Consider the following 6,790-nt stretch of genomic DNA (forward strand, 5'->3'; position numbering starts at 1 on the left):
CGCCGCCCGCGACGTCACCGCCCGCCGACAGCGACCCGTCGAGTCCGTCTCGGGGGTTCCGGCACGGCAGACACGGGTCATGAAAGAGCTGCCGGTGACGGTTCAGTCCAGCGGATCCGCGGGATGCGGAGCCACCAGCGGCAACTGCGAGGCCAGTCGCTGCTCGCACAGCTCGACCAGGCGGTCGTACCCCGACTTGCCCATCAGCTCGATCAGCTCGGCCCGGTACGACACGTACACCGGCTCGCCCGCGCCGTGCGCCGACGTCGCCGACGTGCACCACCAGTGCAGATCGTGGCCGCCCGGCCCCCAGCCCCGGCGGTCGTACTCACCGATCGACACCTGGAGGACCCGGGTGTCGTCGGGCCGGTCGATCCACTCGTAGGTCCGCCGGATCGGCAGCTGCCAGCAGACGTCCGGCTTGGTCTCCAGCGGTTCGCGGCCCTCCCGCAGCGCGAGGATGTGCAGCGAGCAGCCGGCCCCGCCCGGGAAGCCGGGCCGGTTCTGGAAGATGCACGAGCCCTGGTACGGACGGGTCTGGCGAGATCCCTCGTCGTCCTCGACGATCCAGCCGGTCTCCATGCCCACGTCATGGTTCTGCCAGAGTTCCGGCGTGAGGCGCCCCACGTGCTCGGCCACCCGCTTCTCGTCGTCCTCATCGGAGAAGTGCGCCCCCAGCGTGCAGCACCCGTCGTCGGCGCGGCCCGCCTGGATGCCCTGGCAGCCGCTGCCGAAGATGCAGGTCCAGCGTGACGTCAGCCAGGTCAGATCGCATCGGAAGACCTGCTCGTCGCTGGCCGGATCCGGAAACTCCACCCACGCGCGCGGGAAGTCGAGCCCCTTCTCGTCGCTCGTCCTCACGTCCCTCGCGGCCGGCTTCGCCTGCGAAGAATCCTTCGACTTCTTGGGGGATTTGCCGGTCTTCGCCTTTTTCGTCTTTGGCACGACTCCAGGGTAAGTGGCCCGGGGCCACTCCGTGGAATAAAGATCTTCGTACGGGCAGTAGCGTTCCGCCCATGAGACTCGGTGTCCTCGATGTGGGTTCGAACACGGTGCATCTGCTGGTGGTGGACGCGCACCCCGGCGCACGCCCGCTGCCCGCGCACTCACACAAGGCGGACCTGCGGCTCGCCCAGCTCCTCGACGACAGCGGGGCGATCGACTCCAAGGGGGTCGACCAGCTGGTCGCGGTCGTCCTGGACGCCCTTCAGGCGGCCGAGGACAAGGGTGTCGAGGACCTGCTGCCCTTCGCCACCTCCGCGGTGCGCGAGGCGAGCAACGCGGACGAGGTGCTGACCCGGGTCGAGGACGCCACCGGCGTCCAGCTGCAGGTGCTGGCCGGTGAGGAGGAGGCGCGGCTGACCTTCCTCGCGGCCCGCCGCTGGTTCGGCTGGTCGGCGGGCAAGCTCCTCCTCCTCGACATCGGCGGCGGCTCGCTGGAGATCGCGTACGGCATGGACGAGGAACCCGACGCGGCCGTGTCGCTGCCGCTCGGAGCGGGCCGGCTGACCGCGGGCTGGCTGCCCGGCGATCCGCCGGACCCGGCCGATGTGAAGGCGCTGCGCCGTCATGTGCGGGCGCGGATCGCGAGCACGGTCGGCGAGTTCAGCCGCTTCGGGGCGCCCGACCACGTCGTCGCCACCTCCAAGACGTTCAAGCAGCTCGCCCGGCTCGCCGGGGCGGCGCGCTCCGCCGAGGGGCTGTATGTGCAGCGCGAGCTGAAGCGGGAGTCGCTGGAGTCGTGGGTGCCGCGGCTGGCCGCGATGACGACCGGCGAGCGCGGGGACCTCCCCGGCGTCTCCGCGGGCCGCGCGGGGCAGCTCCTCGCCGGGGCGCTGGTCGCGGAGGGCGCCATGGACCTGTTCGGGGTGGAGGCGCTGGAGATCTGCCCGTGGGCCCTGCGCGAGGGCGTGATCCTGCGGCGGCTGGACCACATGGGCCCGCAGTAGGGCCGAAGGGGCTCAGGGGAACTGCGCGGCCGGCCCCCACCGGCCGCGCGCCTGACCTGGACCGACGATCGGCGTACAGGCGCCACCAGCCGTCCCGTGTTCCACACGCGCCCGCGCCCGCCCGGTCCATCGTTCCCGGCCCAACCGTCCAGGGCACCCCGTACCCTGTCCCTCGTGGCAGAACCAGCGGTGCGCATCCCGGATGCGAAGGTCGCCCTGTCGACGGCCTCTGTCTATCCGGAGTCGACGGCGACGGCCTTCGAGATCGCGGCGCGGCTCGGGTACGACGGGGTCGAGCTCATGGTGTGGACCGACCCGGTCAGCCAGGACATCGAGGCTCTGCGCCGGCTCAGCGACTACCACCAGATCCCCGTCCTGGCCGTCCACGCCCCCTGTCTGCTGATCACCCAGCGCGTCTGGTCCACCGACCCGTGGGTCAAGCTGCAGCGTGCCCGTGCGGCCGCCGAGAAGCTGGGTGCCGGTACCGTCGTCGTCCATCCGCCCTTCCGCTGGCAGCGCCAGTACGCGCGCGACTTCGTCGACGGCATCTGGCGCATGGCGAACGAGACCGATGTGCGGTTCGCTGTCGAGAACATGTATCCGTGGCGCTACCGGGACCGCGAGATGCTCGCGTACGCCCCCGACTGGGACGTCACGAACGGCGACTACCGGCACTTCACGATCGACCTCAGCCACACCGCGACGGCCCGCGCCGACGCGCTGCAGATGCTCGACCGCATGGGCGACCGCCTCGGCCACGTCCACCTCGCCGACGGCAACGGCTCCAACAAGGACGAGCACCTCGTCCCCGGCCGCGGCAGCCAGCCCTGTGCCGAGGTCCTGGAGCGGCTGGCGCGCACCGGCTTCGACGGGTACGTCGTGGTCGAGGTCAACACCCGCCGTGCCATGTCCAGCGCGGAGCGCGAGGCCGACCTCGCGGAGGCCCTCGCCTTCACGCGGCTCCACCTGGCGTCGTCGTCCGTCCGGGTGCCGCGCGGGTGACCGAGGCGGTGCGTCACGCATCCCCGAGGGGGGGCACAGCCCCTGGACCGGAGCTCGCCGCCCGAGACATCTGTCCCGTATTCCGGACGCTCGCGTCCACTTCGTGGAGCACCCGCGTACGCTCGACGTGAGCTGAGAACTCTTTGAAGGAGCGAGCGACGATGCCCGAGCTGAGGTCCCGCACAGTCACCCACGGCCGCAACATGGCGGGCGCCCGCGCCCTGATGCGCGCCTCCGGTGTACCCGGTGCGGACATCGGACGGAAGCCGGTCATCGCCGTCGCCAACTCCTTCACGGAGTTCGTGCCGGGCCACACCCACCTCCAGCCGGTCGGCCGGATCGTCAGCGAGGCGATCAAGGAGGCCGGCGGCATCCCGCGCGAGTTCAACACGATCGCGGTGGACGACGGCATCGCCATGGGCCACGGAGGCATGCTCTACAGCCTGCCCTCCCGCGACCTGATCGCGGACAGCGTGGAGTACATGGTCGAGGCCCACTGCGCCGACGCCCTGGTCTGCATCTCCAACTGCGACAAGATCACCCCGGGCATGCTGATGGCGGCCCTGCGCCTGAACATCCCGGCGGTCTTCGTCTCCGGCGGCCCCATGGAGGCCGGCCGCGCCACGCTGGTCGACGGCACGGTCCGCACCCTCGACCTGGTCGACGCGATCTCCGACGCCGTCAACGACAAGATCTCCGACGAGGACATCCTCCGCATCGAGGAGAACGCCTGCCCGACCTGCGGCTCCTGTTCCGGCATGTTCACAGCCAACTCGATGAACTGCCTGACCGAGGCGATCGGCCTCTCCCTCCCCGGCAACGGCTCGGTCCTGGCCACGCACACGGCCCGCCGGGCGCTGTACGAGAACGCGGCCCGCACGGTCATGGACCTGACCCGCCGCTACTACGAGCAGGACGACGAGACGGTCCTGCCGCTCAACATCGCCACCTTCGCGGCCTTCGAGAACGCCATGGCCCTCGACATCGCGATGGGCGGCTCGACCAACACGATCCTGCATCTGCTGGCGGCGGCGCAGGAGGCGGGCGTCCCCTTCGGCCTGGAGGAGATCGACCAGGTCTCGCGCCGGGTCCCCTGCCTGGCGAAGGTGGCACCGAACGTCGCGAAGAACCGCACGTACTACATGGAGGACGTGCACCGCGCCGGCGGCATCCCCGCCCTCCTCGGCGAGCTGCACCGCGCGGGCCTGCTGAACGAGGACGTGCACGCGGTCCACAGCCCGTCCCTCGCGGACTGGCTCAAGACGTGGGACGTCCGCGGCGGCTCCCCGTCCGCTCAGGCGGTGGAGCTGTGGCACGCGGCGCCCGGCTGTGTGCGCTCGGTCGAGGCCTTCTCCCAGTCCGAGCGCTGGGAGGCGCTGGACGAGGACGCCGAGAACGGCTGCATCCGCTCGGCCGAGCAGGCGTACTCCAAGGACGGCGGACTGGCGGTCCTCACGGGCAATCTCGCGGCCGACGGCTGCGTGGTGAAGACGGCCGGCGTCGACGAGTCGATCTGGACGTTCGAGGGCCCGGCGGTGGTCTGCGAGTCGCAGGAGGAGGCCGTCGAGAAGATCCTGACCAAGCAGGTCAAGGAGGGCGACGTCGTCGTCATCCGCTACGAGGGCCCCAAGGGCGGTCCGGGCATGCAGGAGATGCTCTACCCGACCTCGTATCTGAAGGGCCGCGGCCTGGGCAAGGCCTGCGCGCTGATCACCGACGGCCGTTTCTCCGGCGGCACCTCGGGCCTGTCGATCGGCCACGCCTCCCCGGAGGCGGCATCCGGCGGCACGATCGCGCTCGTCGAGGACGGCGACCGCATCCGCATCGACATCCCGAACCGCTCGATCGACCTGCTGGTGTCCGACGAGGAACTGGCCGCCCGCCGCACCGCCCTGAACGGCGTCTACGCCCCGGCGAACCGCGACCGCAAGGTGACGGCCGCCCTGCGTGCCTACGCCGCGATGGCGACCAGCGCGGACAAGGGCGCGGTGCGGGACGTGGCGAAGCTGGGTTGAGCCGTGCCGCGAAGGGCGTCCGATCGTCTTGCGCAGTGAGTTGGGGACGCGGCCGACGGGTGGTTGACCATTCAGCGCGGTGTGTCCGCGGTGGTGAATGCGGGTGTGCAGCCAGTCGGGGAGGGCGTCGCGTCCTTCCTGCTCTGAGCGCTGGGTCCGCGATGAGCAGCAGGCCGGGCCGGTCGGTGACCGCGTCCGGCATGGCCGTGAGCACCTCACGCTTCTTCCAGCACGACTAGTGGACCGTGTACTGCCCGGAAGGCGAGGCCGGCACGACCGTCGAGGTCATCCAGGAAGTGGTGGAACCGGCCAGATGCCTGATGGGCCGGCAGGTGTCGTCGGTGCGCTTTCCGTTCACGACAGCGGCGGCGGAGTGTGGACGCCAAGTGACCCTCCACCACGGCTCCCCCACCCCATCCGTGTCCGGCACTGACAGGTGCCCGGGCCGCGCGGCGCGCCGAGGCCGGTTCCGGTGCACGTCTTCCGCCTGATCACGCAACTCAAGTGGCGCGGAAGGCATCCTAGAAGGTGATCGTGACCGAGAGAACCGTAACTGCAGTGTCTGGGTGGGGAATTGCTGATGGAAACGACTTCTGGTCGGCGTCTGGCGCAGGTCGGTGTGATCGCTTTGTGCGCCGCTGCCCTTGCGGCATGTGGGACCTCGACACGTTCGTACAACGTGTCGGGGGCTCCGGGAGGTGACAGTGCCGCATGCTCCAGCCTGGTGGGCAAGGCGCCGCAGAAGCTGGGGGGGTACAAGCGCAACGATTCCGACCAGAAGGGGACAGCTGTATGGGGGGACGGTGACGTCGTTCTCCGGTGCGGGAACATCTCGGATGTTCCCAAGTCGGCTCCGTGCTCGTCAGTGAAGGGGGTCGACTGGGTCGTGAACGAGAAGAAGACCCACGACGGGGTGAAGACGGTTCTGTCGTACGGGCGAAGCCCTGCGGCCGAGATCACGGTGTCGGAGCGGATCAAGGACAAGGACGCCGTCATCGGTGAGCTGTCCGGAATCGTGTCGGGGCTGGCGAAGCACGAGGCGTGCGCGAAGGGGAACTGAGCTTCTGCCCAAGGGTTCCCCTTCCGCTGCGTGCGGGAGGCGAACCTTCCCGTAGTGGCCCTCCAGGGCAGGGTGCCCGAAGGTGCGATAGCGGCCGGTGGGGCAGGAGGCGTAGAAAATCACTGAACATGCGTGCGAGTGCCGAAACATGGTGTCGAACGCATGGTCAGGGAAGCATTTCCACCTTCTACGGGGAGAAGTTATGCGTAAATCCTTCTCGCGTCTGGCCTCCGGTGGTGCCGCTGTGGCGGCTGCCGGTGCGCTGCTGTTTGCGGCCGCTCCGGCGAACGCCACGTCGTCCTCAGGCAGTTGGGGCATCCCGGGCGGCCACAAGATGCAGGTGAACGCCTGGCACTGTGGCACATACGTGAACGCCTGCGACTGGAAGGCGTCGACCAAGCTGTACAAGGGCAAGGCCCACGACAAGGCCCAGTGGGTGCAGAACCGCGCCATCCTGACCGCCCACGGCATCAGTGTTTCTATCAAGATCTCGAAGAACCCTGAGGCGACGCTGAAGATGACCAGCAAGTCGCAAGGTGAGGTCCGCTGGAAGAACTACGGCAAGAACAAGTGGATCTCGGACACGTACGGTCAGATGAGGCCCAGCAGGCTGACCGTGTACGTGTCGACGAAGTCCTGCGGCTCGGCCCAGATCACCAGCAAGATCAAGTTCACCGAGAAGTGCGTCACCGCCGGTGCCGCCTGATCAGCGCTTGATGCTGTGCACCACCTGACCGTTTCTGCCCCCGCCCCGGGGCGGGGGC

At 69.4% G+C, this 6,790-nt stretch carries 6 protein-coding genes; 5 read left to right on the forward strand and 1 reads right to left on the reverse strand.

Features of this window, described 5'->3' with window-relative positions; translation table 11 throughout:
- Positions 1–102: 102 nt before the first annotated feature.
- Complete coding sequence (locus BIV24_RS30765) at positions 103–945, reverse strand: DUF3109 family protein (RefSeq protein ID WP_071369749.1); 843 nt, start codon at positions 943–945, stop codon at positions 103–105.
- Between the two features lie 71 nt (positions 946–1,016).
- On the opposite strand from BIV24_RS30765, the gene BIV24_RS30770 reads away from it, so the two are divergent.
- From BIV24_RS30770 to BIV24_RS30790, 5 genes are all read left to right on the forward strand, one after another.
- A complete protein-coding gene (locus BIV24_RS30770; RefSeq protein ID WP_071369750.1) occupies positions 1,017–1,949 on the forward strand; it encodes a Ppx/GppA family phosphatase in 933 nt (310 codons plus the stop codon).
- A gap of 174 nt (positions 1,950–2,123) precedes the next feature.
- Positions 2,124–2,951, forward strand: a complete 828-nt coding sequence (locus BIV24_RS30775) for a sugar phosphate isomerase/epimerase family protein (protein ID WP_079168674.1) — start codon at positions 2,124–2,126, stop codon at positions 2,949–2,951.
- Positions 2,952–3,112: 161 nt separating this feature from the next.
- Positions 3,113–4,966: a dihydroxy-acid dehydratase gene (ilvD, locus tag BIV24_RS30780; protein ID WP_071369752.1), complete on the forward strand. Its 1,854-nt coding sequence runs from the start codon at positions 3,113–3,115 to the stop codon at positions 4,964–4,966.
- Between the two features lie 580 nt (positions 4,967–5,546).
- Complete coding sequence (locus BIV24_RS30785) at positions 5,547–6,026, forward strand: DUF3515 domain-containing protein (RefSeq protein WP_071369753.1); 480 nt, start codon at positions 5,547–5,549, stop codon at positions 6,024–6,026.
- A 202-nt stretch (positions 6,027–6,228) separates the two neighbouring features.
- Positions 6,229–6,732 (forward strand): hypothetical protein, encoded by a 504-nt coding sequence (locus BIV24_RS30790; RefSeq protein ID WP_071369754.1) that lies wholly within the window; start codon positions 6,229–6,231, stop codon positions 6,730–6,732.
- Positions 6,733–6,790 lie beyond the last annotated feature (58 nt).

The sequence above is a fragment of the Streptomyces colonosanans genome (assembly GCF_001866645.1).
GTDB classification, from domain to species: domain Bacteria; phylum Actinomycetota; class Actinomycetes; order Streptomycetales; family Streptomycetaceae; genus Streptomyces; species Streptomyces colonosanans.

Bases quoted from the DNA above. Each gene is read 5' to 3' on its own strand.
- BIV24_RS30770 (WP_071369750.1), top strand. From the start codon at position 1,017: ATGAGACTCGGTGTCCTCGATGTGGGTTCGAACACGGTGCATCTGCTG.
- ilvD (WP_071369752.1), top strand. From the start codon at position 3,113: ATGCCCGAGCTGAGGTCCCGCACAGTCACCCACGGCCGCAACATGGCG.
- BIV24_RS30785 (WP_071369753.1), top strand. From the start codon at position 5,547: ATGGAAACGACTTCTGGTCGGCGTCTGGCGCAGGTCGGTGTGATCGCT.
- BIV24_RS30790 (WP_071369754.1), top strand. From the start codon at position 6,229: ATGCGTAAATCCTTCTCGCGTCTGGCCTCCGGTGGTGCCGCTGTGGCG.